Here is a 17,933-nt window from a genome sequence, read left to right on the forward strand (position 1 = left end):
GTCACCAATCCGTCATGGAACCGTCGAGGCGACGCGCAACCGGTAGATACGCGGGTTCGTACGGATACCTCGCCGCCAACGATTCGTCCATGTCCACGCCGAGGCCAGGCGCATCACCCGGGGTGAGATAGCCGTCTGCGAACGACCATGCGTGTGGGAACACTTCGTCGACCAGCGGGTCGTAGCCCATGAATTCCTGAATTCCGAAGTTGGGCGTCGCCATGCCCAGGTGCACACTCGCGGCGAGGGTGATCGGCGAGACATCGGACGGTCCGTGCGGCCCGCAGCGAACCTGGTGCACCTCGGCGAGCGAGAAGATCTTGCGCACATGACTGATGCCGCCGGCATGCGCGATGGCGACGCGAATGAAGTCGATCAGCTTCTCGGAGATCAGCTGCTGGCAGTCCCAGATGGTATTGAACACTTCACCGATGGCGAGCGGAGTCGTGGTGTGTTGGCGCACCAGCCGCAGGGCGCTCTGGTCCTCGGCGGTGGTGACGTCCTCGAGCCAGAACAGATCGACGTCCTCGAGCGACTTGCCCAGTCGCGCAGCCTGTTGCGGAGTCAATCGATGGTGCGCGTCGTGCAACAGTTTCAGTTCGGATCCGACGTGTTCACGTACCGCTGCCAGTACGCCGGGGACATGATTGAGGTAGGCGTCGGTATCCCACACTTCCTCGACCGGAAATGCACCGCGCCCAGCAGGTTCGTATCCCTGCGCCCCTCGGTGCACGCCGTACACCGAGTCGAGACCGGGAACTCCCGACTGGGCACGCACGGCGCGAAAGCCCTGAGCCCGACGCCGGTCGACCGAGTCGATCAGTTCCGCGGTGTCCCATCCGGTGGCATGGGTGTACGAGAGGATGCGATCCCGGACGGCTCCGCCCAGAAGTTGGAAGACCGGCTGCCCCAGCGATTTTCCCTTGATGTCCCACAGTGCGAGGTCGACTGCCCCGATCGCGGCCATCGTCACCGGTCCGCGTCGCCAGTAGACACCGCGGTAGAGGTACTGCCAGGTATCCTCGATGCGCGCCGGATCTCGGCCGATCAGCAACGGCGCGACGTGATCGCGTAGGTACGACGCCACCGCGAGTTCCCGGCCGTTCAACGTTGCGTCGCCGTAGCCCACGACGCCGTCCGCGGTGGTCACCTTGAGGGTGACGAAGTTGCGGGTGGGGCTGCAGACGATCACGTCGGCAGCGATGATCCTGTCGGTCACGAGATCACTGCCTCTGCCATGAAGTTCTTGCCGGCAACGATATTGATCAGTGGTTCGTGCGCTGCGAGTCGACCGATGTTGGCGGTGATGTCGTCGACTCGGCCTTCGAAGGTTTCGCCGGTGATGCCGGACGAGTGGGGTGTCATCAGGATGTTCGGCAACGTGTGGAACGGATGCGGCGATGGTGCACCGACACCGTCCGCCGACGGGTAGTCGTACCAGACGTCGATGGCGGCTCCCCCGAGCGAACCGGTCGACAACGCCTCGAACAGCGCATCCTGTTGGACGAGTGGTCCGCGTCCGACGTTGATCAGGACCCCCTCGGCTCCCAGGGCCGCAAGTTCCGTGGAGCCGATCATTCCGGTGGTGCGCTCGTTCAGTGGTGCGGATACCACCACGACGTCGGCCTCGGTCATCAGGTCGGAGAGGCGGTCCGTCGAGGCAGCCCAGGTCAATCCGTTCTCAGCGGCGTCGACCGAACCGCTGCCCGTGACCGCGATACCGGTGCAGCCGAATGCGCGCAGCAGTGCCCAGGACTGCGCGCCGATGTGGCCGAAGCCCACGAATCCGACGGTCGCCGAACCCAGTGAGCTGGACTGCCGAAGCGTCCGGTCGTAGACCGGCGACGCCCATCGGTCTTCCCGCAGTTGCCGGTCCTGTTCGAGGAATCGGCGGCGTAGCACAACCGCGGTGGCGGCAACGTACTCCGCGATCGACCGCTCGTGGTGAAAGGTGTTGGCCACCAGTGTCTGCGGGCTCAGAGCATCGAAGGCCACGCCGTCGGTGCCGGCTCCGGCGACGTGCACCAACCGCAGCTTGGGCGATGCTTCGGCCAGCGCGGCCGGGAACTTTCCGCCGACGTACACGGTCGCGTCGGCGACGTCGGCGGCAATCGCATCGACGTCGAAGTTCTCGTGCCACGACAGGGCGACGTCGGAGGAAATCCGATCCTCGAATCGGGCGCGATGGGGCAGCAGGTTCGAATCTGCGATGACGACCTTCACTTCGATTCGTCCTTTCCCGGAACGAGAGTGCGTGTGTGGACGGGGCCGGACGAGGCACGGACCACGAGTTGGGTGGGGAGATGGATGGTGCGCGCGGGCGAATCGGGCTCGGCTGCGCGTTGGAAGACCAGGTCGGAGCTGACGAGACCGGCGCGACCCATCGGCACGCTGATGCTCGTCAGAGCAGGATGCGCCAGTTCGGCAAGAGGTGAGTCGTCGATGCCGACGACGCTGAGATCCTCGGGAACCGCCAGGCCCATCGACCGGACTCCGTTCATGACTCCGATGGCCATGGGATCGTTGTGGGTCATGGCCGCGGTGGCCCCCGTCGCGACGACGCTGGCGGCGGCGGCGTGACCACCCGCAAGGGTTTCCTGCTGCCAGCCCAGCACGTCCAGCACGATTCCTCGTGCGGCACAGAACTGTTCGACGGCGTCGACACGTCGCGCGTTGGACCAGGATTGTGGCGATCCCTGGACGTACGCGAGGTGCGAGTGCCCCAGAGCTGCCAGGTAGTCCACGGCTTGCCGAATTCCGTCCTCCGAATCGGCGACGACGCAATCACATTCGTCCGAGGACCGGTTGACGAGCACGAGCGGGGTGTCGCCCGCCAACTGAACGATGTCCTCTGCGGGCAGGCGCGGCGCACAGACGATCAATGCGTCGACTCGCCCCTGCAACTCCCCGATCACCTCACGCTCACGGTCGGCGCTTCCGTCGGTGTCGGTCAGGACGATGGTCTGCCTGCGATGCCAGCCCTGGGCCTGGGCAGACTTGACGAAGCTTGCGAAGACGGTGTGGCCGATGTCGGGTACCACGACCGCGACGGTGGTCGCCGCAATGCGAGTGTCCGACGATCGACCCGAGGCGGCGACGTAGCCGATGTCGTCGGCGACCGCGATGATCCGGGCGAGTGTGTCGGCACCGATACGGTCGGGATTGCTGAACGCGCGCGATGCCGTCGACAGGGATACGCCTGCTTGCTGTGCCACCTGCGTGAGCGTTGGTGCCATGGTTCACCTCGGGGGTTCGTTGTGATGCTGAGCACAACGATTGCAGATGTTGCGCAAACTTGTCAATACCTTGCACAAGCCCTTCCGTGTCGACCGCGCGGCGGACTTTGACAGACTCCATGGACCGCTTCGTCGACGAGCAGGAGATTTCACGGTGCGTACATTCCCCCTCCCCCACACCGGAACAGAAGTCTCGAGCATCGTGCTGGGGTTCATGCGCATCACCGACGTGGACGACGACCGGATCAGGAGGTTGGTGGACACTGCCCTCGATGTGGGCGTGACGGTGTTCGATCACGCGGATATCTACGGCGGTGCCCCGCACACATGCGAGAAGCGATTCGGCGACGCGGTGACACTGACCCCGTCGCAGCGTGAGGCCATCAGCATTCAGAGCAAGGTCGGTATCCGCGACGGCTGGTTCGACTTCTCCGAAGAACACATCGTCACCACGGTCGAGGCGTCACTCGCAGCCCTCGGTGTCGATCACCTGGACACACTTCTGCTGCACCGACCGGACGCACTCGTCGAGCCCGGGGAGGTCGCAGCAGCGTTCGATCACCTGCACGAGTCGGGCAAGGTCCTGGGCTTCGGCGTCTCCAATCACACACCCGGCCAGATCGAGTTGCTGAAAACCGCTGTGAAACAACCGATTCTCTTCGATCAAGTACAGCTGAGCATCGTGCACTCGCCGTTGATCGCGTCGGGGCTGACCGCCAACATGGGCACCGAGGATCAGTCGATCGACCGCGACAACGGTCTGCTGGACTACGCGAGAACGCGCGGCATCACCCTGCAGGCATGGTCACCGTTCCAGAGCGGGACGTCCTCCGGAGTGTTCGTGGGTGACCGCGAGAACTACCCCGAACTCAACGTGGCGCTCGACGAGATCGCCGACGTACACGGCTCCACCCCGTCGGCAGTGGCAACGGCCTGGATCACCCGGCACCCGGCCGACATCCAGGTCGTGCTCGGCACCACGAACCCCGATCGAGTCGTCGAGGCCGCCGGAGGTTCCGATCTACGCCTGACCAGGCAGGAGTGGTACCGCCTGTTCCGGACGGCAGGCCACACACTGCCCTGAACGATGCTCAGCGCCGTCACATCTGCCGTTACCTCTTCGTTACCGACTAGCTATCGATCCGTGATGATCAGTCTTCGATTCGGTGACGTTGCGCTGTCAGGATTACTGCACGGCATGCAACGGAACCTGTAGCCCTCGGGTTCCACCCAGCGCATGTCGGTCGTTAGGCCATCCGAACTGAGAGGTTCGCACCGTGACTGTCACCGACCACTTCGATTCCCGCTTCGCAACCGCCGAGACCGCCGATGCTCGCTTCTCGATCGGTATCGAGTCCTACTCGCCTCGCCTGACGGTGGTTCGTGCCGGCGGCGAACTCGATTTGACATCGCGCTCCAGCTTGGCTGGGGAACTCGACGAGGCGCTGCGCGGCGAATCGGTTGTGCTGCTGGACTTGTCGGCGGTGTCGTTCATGTACTCGGGCGCAGCGAGCGTGATCATCGACGCTGCCGCTCGCGCGGCAGACCGCCTCGAGATCTTCGCTCCGACGCGGCCCGCACGCATGGTCCTCGACGCGCTGGGTTTGGCGACGATCGTCGACGATCCTCGCGCAGCCTGACCTGTCGAGGTTTACCAGTTCGTCGTTTCGGTGACCCTGGGCTGACATGGACTCACAAACGGCTGCGGCCGTGAGTCGTCTCCACTGAACCGAAGCGGCTCGTTCGACTTGCCGCGTGGAGCATTTCACGCACACCGAGGCAAGGATCGACAATGTCCGACCAGTTCAGCAAGTCCGACCCGACCACCGCATTTTCGATGCCCGACCGGGCCGAGCAAGCTCGCCTCGAGCACCCGGGACTGACCCGCGACATGGTCTCCACTCCCGATCACGGCGAGAATTCCTACCGTGGATCGGATCGACTGCACGGCCGCAAAGCACTGATCACCGGCGGCGACTCGGGCATCGGCCGTGCTGTTGCACTTGCATTCGCACGCGAGGGTGCCGACGTGGTCATCGCACACCTCGAATCCGAAGGTCCGGACGCGCAGACCACTGTCGACCTCATCGAAGGAGCCGGGCGCGCCGGTAGAGCCATCGCCTGCGATCTCACCGACGAGTCCCAGTGCGTGCAGCTGGTCGACACCGCCTCCGAGGTACTCGGCGGGCTCGACATCGTCGTCAACAACGCCGCTTTCCAAATGGCTCAGATGGGCGGCATCGCCGATATCACCACCGAGCAGTTCGATCGGGTACTCAAGACCAACCTGTACGCCTTGTTCTGGATCTCCAAACGCGCTGCCGAAATCATGGACGCAGGATCGACGATCATCAACACGACCTCGATTCAGGCATCGAATCCCTCTCCGGAACTGCTGGACTACGCGACGACCAAGGCAGGAATCGTGGCCTTCACCAAAGGCCTCGCCGGCGATCTTGCAGAGCGTGGCATCCGTGTCAATGCTGTTGCACCCGGACCGATCTGGACGCCGCTCATTCCCGCGACGATGCCGGCCGAGAAGTACGAGAAGTTCGGTGAGACCGTACCGCTCGGACGCCCGGGCCAGCCCGCGGAGTTGGCTCCGTCCTATGTGTTCCTGGCATCGAACGAGTCGAGCTACATCACCGGCGAGACCATCGCCGTCACCGGCGGAACGCCGTTCAACTGACCCCGTCGGCGTCCTTGGATTCACGCCACGCCAGAAGCACACCGCTCCCCTCGGGGCGTCGCCACGGCAGGAACAGCGCAACAGCGATCGCGCACGTCATCGCAGCCGCAACGGTGACAAACGACGCGAGCTGGAAGCCCTCCAACGAGGCCGCCTTCATCGCGTGGATCAGGTCGGCCTTCTGCGTCGCAAAGATCGGGTTCGTGGGTGCCTTCACGATCTCGATGACGCTCACGACGGTCTCGCGAGCGAACGCCTTCTGATACGGCTCCATGATCGCGTCGGGAATCGCATCGATCTTCGGACTCACCTGTGCGGTGTAGACCGATGCGACGATCGACCCGAGCACGGCAACTCCGAGAGTTCCGCCGATCTCGCGGGTGGTGTCGTTCACCGCGGATCCTGCACCTGCCTCGTCGAGCGTCACCGAGGACATGATCGACTCGGTGGCAGGGCCCTGCACGATCGCCAAGCCGAGGCCCATCAGAACCATCGAGACGAGAACCGGCCCCAGATAGGGCGTTTCGACCTTCACCTGCCCTGCGATGAACATGCCGATGCTCATCACCACCAAACCGAAGACGATCACGGCCGTGGTTCCGATGCGTTGGGCGATGATCGTCGCCAGCGGCGCACCGATTGCGATGGATATCGCGAAGGGCAGCGAGTGGACACCGAACTGCAGTGGGGTCAACTCCATCACACCCTGGAAATACTGGGTGATCATGAACAGGAAGCCGAACATACTGAAGTACGCCACGGCAATTGCCAAGGCGGGCAGTGAGAATCGCCGGTTCCGAAACAGGTTTAGATCCAGCACCGGAGACGGTGTTCGCAGCTCCCACCAGACGAATGCGACGATGGCAGCCGATCCTGCCAGGTAGGCTCCGATGCTCGTAGCAGACAACCAACCGTTGTGTGGCGCTTCGATGATCGCCCAGACCAACACCGTGATGCCCGCCAACGACAGCGCGATGCCCTGAGGATCGTACTTACCGACGTGCTCTGCTTTCGACTCCGGCACGCAAGCCAGCGCAGCCACCAGAACGAGCAGTGCCACAGGGACATTGATCCAGAACACCGAGTGCCACGAGAAATGCTCTAGCAGGAATCCGCCCGCCGTCGGGCCGATGGCGATGGCAAACCCGGCCATGGCAGTCCAGGCCGCGATGGCCAGCGCTCGCTCCTTGGCGTCGGTGAAGATGTTGATGATAAGGGCAAGGGTCGCCGGAAACACCGCGGCCGCACACACACCCATAGCTGCTCGGGCCGCGACCACCTGCCCGAGATCGGCGGCCACGGCACCGCCCACCGACATCACCGCGATACCGGCCAGCCCGACCACCATGATCTTCTTCCGACCGTAGCGATCACCGAGATGACCGAACGCAAGCAGCAATCCCGCGAACGTGAGCGTGTAGGCGTCGACCACCCACTGCAACCCACTGATGTCGGCACGCAGCTGCAGCCCCATCGAGGGCAGGGCGACATTGACGACGGTGTTGTCCAGCACGACGAGCAGCTCGGCCGCGCAGATGACGATCAGCGCGAGGTATCGCCGTCGAAATTGCGGCACATCCGCCAGATGACGGGAGGTGGTGGGAGACGACATCTGATTTCCTTCCACTATGACGATCGGCATAGTTATTGAAGGAAAGTTAGCTGTAACTGTCAGTTATAGCAATACCGGCCGCCCATCCTGACCGACGTCAGCGGCCGGCCGACGCCTCCAGTACCGCCTCCAGCAGGGCCGACAGCTCCCCCTCGGTCCGATCCAACGCCGCCGTGGAGCGCTGCGCCTTGGCCATGATCAGCGCACCTTCGATGGCGGCGATCGCGAATGTCGCCAACGAGTACGATCGCTCGCGAGTCAATCCGCGCTGCCACAGCGACGCCGCGATCACGTCCTCCCAGGACGAGAAGGACTCCCCTGCCGCGGCCACCGCCCGCGGCGCATGCAACCCGTCGAGCGCAGCAGGCGCGACAGGACAGCCCGCCACGAAGTCCGTGGCCAGCAGTTCGCCGCGGAATCCGTCCAGAATCGCCCGCACGGTCGCAGACGGACCGGCCGAAGCCAGGCCGGCCGAGATCATGGCGCTCATCGCGGCGCCCGCAGTACGGGTCGCCTCTTCCACCAACTGAGGTTTGCCGCCCGGAAAGTGGTGATAGATCGAGCCGCGCGGTGCGCCCGCGTGATCGATGACGTCCGCCAGCGAGGTCGCGTCCACACCGCGTCGACGAAACAGGTGTGCGGCGCTGCGCAACATGTCGTCCCGAGCACTGCTTCGATTCGCCATCCCAACCCCTCCCGAGGACGCCACAATGATTGACGTGACGACTCGTTACATCTACAGTCCCTCTGTAGCTATGTTGTCCATCATAGCTGGAGTCGCAGTCCAGGAACCGGAGCAACGCCATGTCCCCTGACACCGACGTGATCGACCTGAGCAGTCCGCTCACCCTCGCCTGCGGGCAGATCCTGCCGAATCGCGTGATGAAGGCAGCTCTCAGCGAAGGACTGTCCACCGCCGAGCACGGCCCGGACTCGCGCCTCGAGACGCTGTACCGCCGTTGGGGTGCCGGCGGCTACGGCCTGGTGGTGACCGGCAACGTGATGGTCGACCGGTCCCATCTCGGCGAACCGGGCAATGTCGTCATCGAAGACGACCGCGACCGCGATGCGCTGGCCCGCTGGGCGAAAGCGACGTCCGACGGCGGTGCACCCATCTGGATGCAGCTCAATCACCCCGGTCGACAGGCCAATCCGCTCGTCACCCGCACCAAGCCCGTTGCGCCATCCGCCATCGCACCCAACATCCCGGGGATTCCGGCACCTCGGGCGTTGAGCGAGAACGAGATCCACGACCTCATCGGCCGATTCGCCACCGCGGCGGCTGTGGCCGAGACGGCCGGCTTCGACGGCGTCCAGATCCACGGGGCGCACGGCTACCTGGTGTCGCAGTTCCTGTCGCCGCTGTCCAATCGACGCGACGACGCCTGGGGTGGCGACCTCGACGGACGGATGCGATTCGTGCTCGAAGTCGTCCGCGCAATCAGAGCCGCGGTGTCGCCGAGTTTCGCAGTGGGAATCAAGCTGAATTCGGCGGACTTCCAACGCGGCGGGTTCAGCGAGGAAGAATCACGCATCACCGTCGAGCATCTCGTTCGGGAATCCATAGATCTCATCGAAATCAGCGGTGGCAGTTACGAATCACCGGCAATGATGGGCACCGCGAGCACCCGCGATCGCGAGGTGTACTTCCTGGAGTACGCGCGGACGGTGCGAGACGCGGCCGCAAGCGTGCCACTGGCGGTCACCGGCGGCTTCCGTACCCGCTCGGTGATGAATGCGGCAGTGCAATCGGGTGAGTGCGACATGGTGGGCCTCGGCCGTCCGACCGCCCTCACCCCTGCCGTCGCGAACTCTCTGGTCGACGGCACTCTCGACCGGGTCGAATCGCCGCGCGTGGCTCTGCGCGTCCCGTCGAAATCCAGTGCGTTCAAGCAGATCAACGGCGCTCTCGATCTGCAGTGGCACACCGACCAGTTACAGCTCATCGGTGCTGGGCGGCAACCGAATTCGAGCCGTCCGGCATGGAAGACTGCGGCTACGATGATGCAGCGCAACGGCTGGGACGCGTTCCGCAATCGCCGGGGCTCCGCTCGGGTCGAGACATCTGCTGCCGCGACGAAGTTTCGCCGCGAGCGCTGGATCGGCAAGCACATCGCGAATCCGGTCGTCAACGGACTCACGTCGATCGGCGTCCGAACCTCCCTGGTCACCGATATCGAGACCGTCGGCCGCAAGTCCGGCCTGCGCAGGCAGGTACCGGTGTCGGCAGTGTTCGACGAGACCGGAGCCTGGCTGATCTCCCAGCACGGAACCCGATCCGGTTGGGGAGCCAACATCACCGACGAACCCAGAATCAGAATTCGTGTGGGCAGCCGGTGGCGTACCGGCACAGCAACGTTCGTTCCCGACGACGACGTCGCGCTCCGAGCGCGATCCTTCTCGAACAATCCGGTGCTCGGACGCCTCATCGGCGCGGGCTTCCGAGCGCTCCAGACCGATCCGGTGTCGGTGCGAGTCGAGTACGACGATTGAGTTCGTCGTCCGACACCCGTCGGACGGCACCGCTTGCACTTCCTCCATACGACAAGTGACACAGGACACAATTGTGCCGACTATGGGTTCATGACCAATTTCCCCACTCTCGACCCCGAACTCGCCGCAGCCGTCACGATGCTCCCGAGTGTCGATTTCGGCGACCTTCCCGCAGCACGATCGACCTTCACCGCACTTGTCGACGCCATGCTCGCCGACCTGTCCATGGACGGAGTTTCCCTGCGCGAGCTCGCCGTCCCTGGACTCGACGGTGCACCGGACGTTGTCGTTCGATTCTTCACACCGGAGCACGTCGACGGACCGTTGCCCGTGCTGGTGTGGATCCACGGCGGCGGATTCGCCATCGGGACAGCCGCGTCCAGCGATCCCTACTGCGTGGACGTCGTCCGTGAACTCGGTTTCGCAGTAGCCAACGTCGAGTACCGGCTCGCCCCCGAGACGCCGTTCCCCGGGCCGCTCGACGACTGCTACGCGGCGGTGGCGTACATCCACTCTCATGCGGACGAACTGGGCGTGGACCCGGACAGAATCGCGGTGGGCGGTCAGAGCGCCGGTGGCGGCCTGGCGGCAGGAACGGTGCTGCGGGCTCGAGACGAGGGCGTGGTGCCGGTGGCGTTCCAATTGCTCGAGATTCCCGAACTCGACGACCGACTGCACACCGTGTCGATGACGGAATTCGTCGACACACCGATGTGGCACCGGCCCAACGCGATTCTGTCGTGGCAGTACTACCTGGGCGAGTCGTACAGCGGACCGGACGACCCGAACGTCTCGATCTACGCCGCTCCCGCTCGTGCCACCGATCTGGCCGGACTCCCACCGACGTACGTCTCGACCATGGAGCTCGATCCGCTTCGTGACGAGGGCATCGACTACGCGGTGCGGTTGCTGCAGGCAGGCGTGAGCGTCGAATTGCATTCTTTCCCCGGCACTTTCCACGGATCCGCGCTATTGGCGACAGCAGAGGTGAGCAAGCGCGGACATGCGGAAGCGTTGGACGCCCTGCGTAGGGTCTTGCGCCTTCGCGTACCCGCCTCGTAGCGTCGCTTCATGCAAGGACTGATGTACCGGCTCGCGGAGCTCGATGCCGACTCCGCGGGCCTGGTGCGCGTGATCGACTATTTCGACGCACTGATCAGACACGGCGCCGACACCACCGCGATGCTCCGCGCCAGCGCTGCTCTCGCCGATTGCGTGGTCGGAATCGACGTCGTCGGGACGTCCGGCGGACACCGCCAGCGTGCGCGGTGCGATCCGAAGGGCCGCTGGCTGACTCAGGCCGCGGGCGAGCGGTCGGCAGCCAAAGACGTTGTCGTCGACGACGTCGTGATGGGCTCGGTGTGGATCGAGCGCGCAGGTCCCGCGCTCGCTCTCGACGACATGCTCGTCGATCGAATGGCCCTGACCGCAGCCGTCATTCTGGTACCACGGCACAGTCCGTCCGCTGCCGAACACACCCGTTCGGTGTTGTTCCCTGTGGACGACATCGCACTGCTGAGCTCGCTGACCGCCTTGCACATCGAACCGACCGACCGAGTGAGAGTGGCCATGTCAGCCGCGGACTCCCCGCCGGGACCTGCCTCGCCGACGGCCGGTCGGTCGGTACCGATCACGGTCGACGACCACGTCCTCTACCTCCTGACGAACGAACCGCCCGCACCGCCGGTCGGCTGCTCCCATCTAGGTGTCTCCCTTGCCCTGCGCGCCGACGATATCCATCGACACCTCGGGAATGCTCGATTCGCCCTGGCGCAGGCAAGTGAGTACCGACCCGTCGTGATCGCCGATCGGCTCGGTGCACTGAACCTGCTGGACAGGAGAAGTTCGTTGACAATCAGCGACATTCCCGACCTCGTGCGCGCGAACGAACTGCGCGCCACGCCTCACGGCCGGGAGTTGCTCGGCACGCTTCGCGCGTACCTGGGATCCGGAAGTCTTCGGGCGACAGCAGACCGAACGCACCTGCACCACAGCAGCGTGGCGCACCGACTTGCGAAGGTTTCCGAAGCAGTGGGGTACCCGGTCGATTCGATCGAACACCGTGCCCGCGCGACCGCAATGATGATGGTGCTCGACGGCAGCGACACCGCAGTCGCATAATCACTCGATGGAACCGACGCCCACGGGCACGCTGCGCAGCACCGACACCGGCTTCGCTCTCGAGCTGACCAGGACCATCGCCGCTCCGCGCGAGGACGTGTGGGCCAGCATCACCGAATCGTCGCGAACGGCAAGGTGGTTCGGGCCGTGGGAGCGCATCTCGGAGAACACCGTTCGCGTCACGATGCGGTTCGAGGAGGGCGAGCCTGCATCGGACATGGCGATCGAAGCGTGTGAGCCGCCCAGCCGGCTGGCTGTGCGAACGCTCGACGTGATGCAGTGGCCGCTCGAGGTTCGCCTCGCCGACAGGGACGGCTCGACGGTCGTCGTTCTGGTGCACAGTTGCGAGAGCACGGACGGTCTGGGCGACATCGGTCCCGGCTGGGAGTACTACCTGGATATGCTCGTCGCATCCAGGGACGACGCCCCGCTGCCGAGTTTCGACGACTACTACCCGTCGCTGCAGGAGTACTACGCGTCGCTTCGCCCGCAGTGAATCAGTGACTGCGTAGCGCGTCGATGAGCTCTTCCTTGTTCAGCTTCGAGTAGCCCTCGAGACCCAATTCCTTGGCTCGGTCGGTCAATTCGTCGACCGTCCAGTCCTCGTAGGATCCGGATTCTCCGCCCTTCTTGCCGACCTGGTCTCGCCCCTTCTTTGCTGCGGCATTCGAGATGCGGGCGGCTTTCTCCTTCGAGTTTCCGTCCTCGCGCAATTTCTCGTAGAGATCCTGGTCCTTGAGCTGTGGTTGATCGTCGTTGGTCGGCATATTGGCCCTCCGTTCCGTCGATAGTGCTCGTACAGCTACCCGCTTCGCCCCCGGGCAAACACGGACGCTTCCCTCGTTGTGAGCTAGAACAACAGAAAATGGGTACGTTCGGGATATGCCATACCTGGAACGATTCGACGACGTATTCGTGCTGAACCTCGGCAGTCGAGGTGTGGACGATACCGAGAACCGCATCAGCCCGAACTGGGTTGCCGAGATCAACGCGCTTCTGGACGAAATCGAGACCGGAACGGGTCCTGCTGCGCTGGTCACGACGGCGACGGGAAAGTTCTTCTCCACGGGAGTCGATCTGTCCTGGGGTGCCGAGAACCTCGACCAGATCAACCGATTCATCGGGACGGTGCAGGAGATGTTGGTGCGCTTCCTGACATTTCCGATGCAAACCGTCGCGGCAATGCAGGGACACACCTACGGTGGTGCCGCGTTCTTCGTGATGGCGCACGACTACCGGATCATGCGATCCGATCGCGGATTTCTCTGCTTCCCCGGCGTGAACATCGGTGCGACGTACAGCCCGGGAACCGTCGACATGGTGCGTGCCAGGTTGGCTCCACATGCGTTCCACGAGGCTCTGACGACCGGCCGCCGGTACGGCGGTGGCGACGCCATGGCGCTCGGCCTGGTCGACGCGGTCTCGACGCAGGAGCGGGTGCGCGAGGACGCCATCGCGCGCGCAGCCGAGTTGGCCGGCACCCGCGGTGACGTCCTGGGCGAGATCAAACGCACCATGTACTCGGCCGAGATCCGTTCTCTTCTGACGCCTGTCGCAGGCGTCGACGAAATGGAATGGGCCTCGAACTGACCGAGCCGCCAGCGCAGCGCTAACTACCTGCGACCAGAGGAGCGACCTCGGTGCCGAGGAGTTCGATCCCGCGCAACAGGTCACTGTGCGCCAGTCGCGGATTGGTCATCTGCAACGACAGCCGGTCCACACCTCCCAGTTGATCGCTCACTCGCAGGATCTTGTCCGCCACCGTCTTCGGATCTCCCATGAAGAACGCACCGTTAGGACCGGAGGTGGCATCGAACTGCTGCCGGCTGGGCCGAGCGAATCCACGTTCCCGAGAGATCTTGGTGAACATCTCGTTCCAGCCGGGGTAGATGGTGTCGGCTGCGGCCGTCGTGGTCTCGGCGACGAAGCCGAACACGTGCAGGCCCACCTTCAGCTGCTCCGGCGGGTGGCCCGCCTGCGCTCCGGCGCGACGGTACAGATCGACGAGCGGGGCGAACTGTCGAGGTTCTCCGCCGATGATGGCAATCATCAGAGGGAGCCCGAGAAGCCCTGCGCGAGCGAAGGATTCGGGCGTTCCACCGACGCCGACCCAGATCGGCAACGGATCCTGCAGCGGACGCGGGTAGATACCCTGGCGGGTCAGCGCCGGGCGGTGCCGACCGGACCAGGTGACCTCGACGTTGTCGCGGATCTGCAGCAGGAGGTCGAGCTTCTCGGCGAAGAGCGAGTCGTAATCGGCCAGGTCGAGGCCGAACAGCGGGAACGATTCGGTGAAGGATCCACGTCCCACGACCAGGTCGATCCGGCCCTTGGAGATCAGATCCAGGGTGGCGAACTCCTGGAACACCCGTACCGGATCGTCTGCGCTGAGCACCTTGACTGCGCTACCGAGTCGGATGTTCTCGGTGCGCGCGGCTGCCGCGGCAAGAATGATCGACGGAGCCGAATCGTAGTACTCGCTGCGGTGATGCTCGCCGATGCCGAACGAGTAGAGTCCGACCTGATCCGCGAGGGCGATCTCTTCCAGCAGGTGACCCATTCGCTCCTCGGGAGCGATCACCCGGCCGTCGGTCGGATCGGTCACGGAAGAGACGAAGCTGTCTACGCCCAGATGCATGGTGGGACCTTTCGATTCGGGTTGGTCGACTCCATCAGCATCGGTGAAGATTCAATTATTCCGATCTGGGTCGAGCCGGCGACTACTCACCCCATCGTTTCAGCTCGTCTGCCGCGTAGTACATCTGCTGGGAAGCGCCGAAGCGAACGAGCAACTGTTGCTTGTCCTCGTAGAACCAGACCACGGTTCCGTACATACCTGCCATGGGCCCGATCAGCGGTGTGACTCCGTCGCCTACCTCGAATCCGTCCATCCCTGCACCGTACCGACCGAGGGTGCCGAAATCGGACACCCACCGTTCGGCTTATCGCTGTCCGCGCTTGCGTGCGCGCCGTTCCTCCAGCTTTCGCTTGCCGTAGCCCCATGTGATGCGGCCGAGACCCTCGAAGAGTCGGCTGGAGAGACTTCTGCGGTTGCTCATGGTGTGGCCTCGTTTCCAATGGTGATCATGTTCTGTCGGTCCGCTATCTGATGCAGCAGGCTTTCCGGTACGCCCTGCACCTGGTAGCTGTCGAAAGTGAGTCGAATCGAACGCGAGCAAGCACACATCGGTCACGGGTGATCTACGTCACTTACCACCTGTTGCGCGTCGCATCACGCCCGAGCGACAAGTCGATCGATCCACCCGATCACCTCGGGGTAGGCAGCGACGTTCGTGGCCGTGTGGTCGAACTCCGGCACGAGCTCGGTTCCGAAATCGAACTCGCGGACGGTGATGTCCACGGCACCCGCGGCGCGCCAACGCTGCGCGAGCAGTCGGCTCTGCTCGATCTCGACGGACGCGTCGTGGACGCCGTGCACGATCATCACGGGCGCGACGGGCGCGGTGAACCCGACGGTGTTCGCCACGGTCAGTGGCCCCAGCACGGGCCCGGTCATCAGTTCTCCCAGGGACGAGCCGTCAGCAGTCAGATCCTCGGATCGCAGCGGTCCGTACGCGAGCGCGTCGGTGGTACAGAAGTCCTGTGCCGCATCGAGAGCCGCACGTCCGCGATCGTTGAAGAGGGCGCGGATCCGGTCGGCGAGGTCGGGGTGTGTGCGCCGATCAGACCGTCGATCGTGTACAGCATCGTCGCGGCCCATGCGGAGCCGTCCTGGCCTTCGACGCGGACCACCGGATCGGTCGGAGCGGCACCGACGAAGGCCCCGACCACGGACAACTCGGGCGCGTAGGTGGATGCGAACTCTGCGGCGGCGGCCGATGCGACGCCGCCCGCCGAGTATCCGTAGAGCACGACGGGCGCGCCGGTCTCATGTGCTGCGGCCCGTGCCGCGTCCAGCAGTGCACGGGCACCGGCGACCCGGCCCAGGAACTCGTACTCACCCGGGGTTCCGAGCCCTTGGTAGTCCGTCGTGACCACCTGGTACCCCTGCGCCAGCAGTGGGAGCAGTGCCGGCATCGTGGTTGTCAGTCCCTGCTGGGTCGACCCCGAGCAACGATCGGCAACCCCGTAACTTCCTGGCGCATAGGCGATCACGGGCCGGGGTCCGGCACCGTCCCACGCCCGAGTCGGTGTCACCAGAAGCCCCGACACCGCCACCGCACGATCGCGGGGATCGGCCGATCGATACAGAATGCGTTCGGTGCGTGCTCCCAGGAGGTCGAGCTGCGGCACTGGTTCTCGGCGCACGATGGACCCGGGTGCATACGCCTCCAGGCCGACGACGGGCGCTCCGTAGAAATCGGCAGCGACGGGAGCCGCCGAGACGGGTGCAGCCGACATGACGAGCGCCCCGGCAAGGGCGAACGAAGCGAAGGTGACCCGTGGGAGTTTCATCTCGCGAGCAAGTATGCGGCGCTGCGCACCAATCCGCATTCGCTGCTCCGCCGCAACAAGTGCGGTGGCCGCGTGCACGGATCGCCATCACGATCATGGCGCTACTTACCTACTTGATCCACGTCGGGACGAGGCTGCGCACCTGTGGTGCGCCGGCCAACAGCGGTGCCACTTCACGTTCGTACGCCCGGTAGGCGGGTTGCTGGAGAAACGTGAGCGCGTCTTCGGCGGTGCGGTAGTGCTGGAAGGCTGTGATGCCATCGGGATCGTCGACGTCGAGACCGTAGTAGTAGGCGAGATGTCCGGGGTTGTCGAGGACGGCCGGTGCCATGTGCTTTTCCCAGAGGGCTCGGACGGCGTCGCGTTGGTTCGGCAGGGTCTTGTGAGAGACGATGACGGTGACACCGGACAGGACGGCGGTTTCGGCTGCCATGGAGAGCTTCCTTTCGACTGACCATCAGTTGCGGTTCACGGCGATCATGCAGCATGGGTCGGACAATCGACGATGGTGCGGATCCGTGACGGACTGGGCACGCTACTGGCAGCCGCAGGACGAAGAAAATATTCGGTTCGCCATACCGGAAACTGTTGCCGTACTGCGCCCGAGTGCATCTGCGATGCGGGTAGCCGCAGCCGACTGCGACATGTGCAAGGTACCCGTTCGACCAGTCTCGTCAGCACTCCTCGTCTGCGTGGCAAGGACATTCGACAGCCCCACCCGGGATTGTCTTCGCCGCGCTCGTCTTCACTTCATCGTGCGCGAGAGTCCACATCCCCGCTTGATCAGGACAGACGCGGAGCTCCATGTGGATTGTCTGAAAACGTCAACATGAGACCGTGTGGTATGCGATTGTTCGAGGATTACATGTTCATTCCTGCCCAGTAAGAGGGCTGGATCGGAAGCGGATACGTCTCGACGATAGTGTGCGCGGCGTCGCCATCGGAAGCCATCCAGGCGCTTCAGGCCGACGACCGTGAACGTGTCACGGCATCGGGCGTCAAGGGTGTTCAATATGGTTGCCGTACTGGCGCACCCACAGAATCCCAGCGAGGGAGACCACGTGGCACTCAACAATCGCTTCGACAAGTCGTTGTGACGCACCGAGTCAGTCTGTCAGCCCAGTGGGTCCGCGCCCGACGTCGCGGGCGCACCCCCAGCCTGCCTCATTCCTCGCGAACTCGGAACAATACGACCGAACTTGATATGCAGCGTTACCTGTAAGCCCTGCATATACTGCGCCACAGCATCTTTCGCGCTGTCACCGTGTATCGGTGGACGACCTCACGTGTCGGTCTGTGTACGACCTGACGTGTCGGTGTCCGGCAGGTTCATGATGCCGGTGCCTCCACTGGTGTGACAAGCCCT

Annotated in this window: 19 protein-coding genes; 8 read left to right on the forward strand and 11 right to left on the reverse strand. The window is 64.2% G+C overall.

What is annotated here, in order from left to right:
• Position 1 precedes the first annotated feature (1 nt).
• The 3 genes from manD to CH276_RS02370 are packed head-to-tail and all read right to left on the reverse strand — an operon-like array spanning position 2 to position 3,236.
• The gene (manD, locus tag CH276_RS02360; protein ID WP_032394637.1) at positions 2-1,219 is read right to left on the reverse strand and encodes a D-mannonate dehydratase ManD; all 1,218 of its coding nucleotides are present in this window, start codon (positions 1,217-1,219) and stop codon (positions 2-4) included.
• Positions 1,216-2,223 (reverse strand): 2-hydroxyacid dehydrogenase, encoded by a 1,008-nt coding sequence (locus CH276_RS02365; RefSeq protein ID WP_094631031.1) that lies wholly within the window; start codon positions 2,221-2,223, stop codon positions 1,216-1,218. Before CH276_RS02365 ends, manD begins: the two co-directional genes overlap by 4 nt.
• Positions 2,220-3,236, reverse strand: a complete 1,017-nt coding sequence (locus CH276_RS02370; RefSeq protein ID WP_094631030.1) for a LacI family DNA-binding transcriptional regulator — start codon at positions 3,234-3,236, stop codon at positions 2,220-2,222. Before CH276_RS02370 ends, CH276_RS02365 begins: the two co-directional genes overlap by 4 nt.
• Before the next feature lie 154 nt (positions 3,237-3,390).
• On the opposite strand from CH276_RS02370, the gene CH276_RS02375 reads away from it, so the two are divergent.
• From CH276_RS02375 to CH276_RS02385, 3 genes are all read left to right on the forward strand, one after another.
• Entirely contained in the window at positions 3,391-4,320 is a 930-nt protein-coding gene (locus tag CH276_RS02375) for an aldo/keto reductase (RefSeq protein ID WP_094631029.1), read from the forward strand.
• A gap of 193 nt (positions 4,321-4,513) precedes the next feature.
• Positions 4,514-4,876, forward strand: a complete 363-nt coding sequence (locus CH276_RS02380) for an STAS domain-containing protein (RefSeq protein WP_094631028.1) — start codon at positions 4,514-4,516, stop codon at positions 4,874-4,876.
• 152 nt (positions 4,877-5,028) lie between these two features.
• On the forward strand, positions 5,029-5,925 hold the full coding sequence (locus tag CH276_RS02385; protein WP_094631027.1) for a glucose 1-dehydrogenase: 897 nt from the start codon (positions 5,029-5,031) through the stop codon (positions 5,923-5,925).
• On the opposite strand, the gene CH276_RS02390 is transcribed toward CH276_RS02385, so the two are convergent.
• Complete coding sequence (locus CH276_RS02390) at positions 5,918-7,537, reverse strand: MFS transporter (protein WP_094631026.1); 1,620 nt, start codon at positions 7,535-7,537, stop codon at positions 5,918-5,920. The genes CH276_RS02385 and CH276_RS02390 overlap by 8 nt on opposite strands.
• A gap of 97 nt (positions 7,538-7,634) precedes the next feature.
• The gene (locus CH276_RS02395) at positions 7,635-8,222 is read right to left on the reverse strand and encodes a TetR/AcrR family transcriptional regulator (protein WP_254924259.1); all 588 of its coding nucleotides are present in this window, start codon (positions 8,220-8,222) and stop codon (positions 7,635-7,637) included.
• A 119-nt stretch (positions 8,223-8,341) separates the two neighbouring features.
• Here CH276_RS02395 and CH276_RS02400 point away from each other — a divergent pair, with 119 nt between their 5' ends.
• The 4 genes from CH276_RS02400 to CH276_RS02415 all read left to right on the forward strand — a co-directional run bounded on the left by CH276_RS02400 (position 8,342) and on the right by CH276_RS02415 (position 12,647).
• Entirely contained in the window at positions 8,342-10,030 is a 1,689-nt protein-coding gene (locus CH276_RS02400; RefSeq protein ID WP_094631024.1) for a nitroreductase family deazaflavin-dependent oxidoreductase, read from the forward strand.
• A 90-nt stretch (positions 10,031-10,120) separates the two neighbouring features.
• Entirely contained in the window at positions 10,121-11,092 is a 972-nt protein-coding gene (locus tag CH276_RS02405) for an alpha/beta hydrolase (protein WP_094631023.1), read from the forward strand.
• A gap of 9 nt (positions 11,093-11,101) precedes the next feature.
• A complete protein-coding gene (locus CH276_RS02410; protein WP_254924258.1) occupies positions 11,102-12,151 on the forward strand; it encodes a helix-turn-helix domain-containing protein in 1,050 nt (349 codons plus the stop codon).
• A gap of 7 nt (positions 12,152-12,158) precedes the next feature.
• The gene (locus CH276_RS02415; RefSeq protein WP_094631022.1) at positions 12,159-12,647 is read left to right on the forward strand and encodes an SRPBCC domain-containing protein; all 489 of its coding nucleotides are present in this window, start codon (positions 12,159-12,161) and stop codon (positions 12,645-12,647) included.
• A 1-nt stretch (position 12,648) separates the two neighbouring features.
• Here CH276_RS02415 and CH276_RS02420 read toward each other — a convergent pair whose 3' ends face one another.
• The gene (locus CH276_RS02420; protein WP_045194529.1) at positions 12,649-12,918 is read right to left on the reverse strand and encodes a DUF7218 family protein; all 270 of its coding nucleotides are present in this window, start codon (positions 12,916-12,918) and stop codon (positions 12,649-12,651) included.
• A gap of 115 nt (positions 12,919-13,033) precedes the next feature.
• Between CH276_RS02420 and CH276_RS02425 the strand changes: the two genes are divergently transcribed.
• Positions 13,034-13,741: an enoyl-CoA hydratase-related protein gene (locus CH276_RS02425; protein ID WP_045194528.1), complete on the forward strand. Its 708-nt coding sequence runs from the start codon at positions 13,034-13,036 to the stop codon at positions 13,739-13,741.
• Between the two features lie 19 nt (positions 13,742-13,760).
• On the opposite strand, the gene CH276_RS02430 is transcribed toward CH276_RS02425, so the two are convergent.
• The 5 genes from CH276_RS02430 to CH276_RS02450 form a co-directional block, all read right to left on the reverse strand.
• Positions 13,761-14,789, reverse strand: coding sequence for an LLM class flavin-dependent oxidoreductase (locus CH276_RS02430; RefSeq protein WP_032394649.1), 1,029 nt, complete (start codon positions 14,787-14,789; stop codon positions 13,761-13,763).
• A gap of 82 nt (positions 14,790-14,871) precedes the next feature.
• Complete coding sequence (locus tag CH276_RS28330; protein WP_176459068.1) at positions 14,872-15,042, reverse strand: hypothetical protein; 171 nt, start codon at positions 15,040-15,042, stop codon at positions 14,872-14,874.
• Between the two features lie 341 nt (positions 15,043-15,383).
• Entirely contained in the window at positions 15,384-15,803 is a 420-nt protein-coding gene (locus tag CH276_RS28335) for a lipase family protein (RefSeq protein ID WP_254924283.1), read from the reverse strand.
• Entirely contained in the window at positions 15,698-16,567 is an 870-nt protein-coding gene (locus tag CH276_RS02445) for a lipase family protein (RefSeq protein ID WP_217901405.1), read from the reverse strand. Before CH276_RS02445 ends, CH276_RS28335 begins: the two co-directional genes overlap by 106 nt.
• 109 nt (positions 16,568-16,676) lie before the next feature.
• Positions 16,677-17,000 carry a putative quinol monooxygenase gene (locus CH276_RS02450; RefSeq protein WP_200893158.1) on the reverse strand — a complete coding sequence of 108 codons (324 nt, stop codon included), beginning with the start codon at positions 16,998-17,000 and terminating at the stop codon, positions 16,677-16,679.
• Between the last annotated feature and the right edge of the window lie 933 nt (positions 17,001-17,933).

The sequence above is a fragment of the Rhodococcus sp. 06-470-2 genome (genome assembly GCF_002258235.1).
GTDB lineage: Bacteria > Actinomycetota > Actinomycetes > Mycobacteriales > Mycobacteriaceae > Rhodococcoides.

Bases quoted from the DNA above. Each gene is read 5' to 3' on its own strand.
- CH276_RS02370 (WP_094631030.1), bottom strand. From the start codon at position 3,236: ATGGCACCAACGCTCACGCAGGTGGCACAGCAAGCAGGCGTATCCCTG.
- CH276_RS02385 (WP_094631027.1), top strand. From the start codon at position 5,029: ATGTCCGACCAGTTCAGCAAGTCCGACCCGACCACCGCATTTTCGATG.
- CH276_RS02390 (WP_094631026.1), bottom strand. From the start codon at position 7,537: ATGTCGTCTCCCACCACCTCCCGTCATCTGGCGGATGTGCCGCAATTT.
- CH276_RS02395 (WP_254924259.1), bottom strand. From the start codon at position 8,222: ATGGCGAATCGAAGCAGTGCTCGGGACGACATGTTGCGCAGCGCCGCA.
- CH276_RS02400 (WP_094631024.1), top strand. From the start codon at position 8,342: ATGTCCCCTGACACCGACGTGATCGACCTGAGCAGTCCGCTCACCCTC.
- CH276_RS02405 (WP_094631023.1), top strand. From the start codon at position 10,121: ATGACCAATTTCCCCACTCTCGACCCCGAACTCGCCGCAGCCGTCACG.
- CH276_RS02410 (WP_254924258.1), top strand. From the start codon at position 11,102: ATGCAAGGACTGATGTACCGGCTCGCGGAGCTCGATGCCGACTCCGCG.
- CH276_RS02415 (WP_094631022.1), top strand. From the start codon at position 12,159: ATGGAACCGACGCCCACGGGCACGCTGCGCAGCACCGACACCGGCTTC.
- CH276_RS02420 (WP_045194529.1), bottom strand. From the start codon at position 12,918: ATGCCGACCAACGACGATCAACCACAGCTCAAGGACCAGGATCTCTAC.
- CH276_RS02425 (WP_045194528.1), top strand. From the start codon at position 13,034: ATGCCATACCTGGAACGATTCGACGACGTATTCGTGCTGAACCTCGGC.
- CH276_RS02430 (WP_032394649.1), bottom strand. From the start codon at position 14,789: ATGCATCTGGGCGTAGACAGCTTCGTCTCTTCCGTGACCGATCCGACC.
- CH276_RS28330 (WP_176459068.1), bottom strand. From the start codon at position 15,042: ATGGACGGATTCGAGGTAGGCGACGGAGTCACACCGCTGATCGGGCCC.
- CH276_RS02445 (WP_217901405.1), bottom strand. From the start codon at position 16,567: ATGAAACTCCCACGGGTCACCTTCGCTTCGTTCGCCCTTGCCGGGGCG.
- CH276_RS02450 (WP_200893158.1), bottom strand. From the start codon at position 17,000: ATGGCAGCCGAAACCGCCGTCCTGTCCGGTGTCACCGTCATCGTCTCT.